Here is a 208-nt window from a genome sequence, read left to right on the forward strand (position 1 = left end):
GGCGGCATCCACGCTGCTGACGGCAAACATGGCATTGAAGCCCTTGTTGCCCGCATGCAGGCGGTGGGTCTTCTGCCGGAAGTTGTTCAGGATGTACTGGGTAATCTCGCGGATACGCTCTGGGTGCAGTAGAGCCTGCTTGTTCTCGGCTGCGCTCAGTTTCTTCTCGTCCTTCTCGGTCTCGATGTCCTTGAACTGCGGGCGCACG

1 protein-coding gene is annotated in these 208 nt (G+C 59.1%); it reads right to left on the minus strand.

Annotated elements, in window-relative coordinates:
• Positions 1 to 208: hypothetical protein (locus FLQ03_RS14735; protein WP_144374181.1), on the minus strand; the 208-nt coding region annotated here is incomplete at both ends.

The organism is Vogesella urethralis (genome assembly GCF_007644045.2).
In the GTDB taxonomy this organism is placed as follows: Bacteria; Pseudomonadota; Gammaproteobacteria; order Burkholderiales; family Chromobacteriaceae; genus Vogesella; species Vogesella urethralis.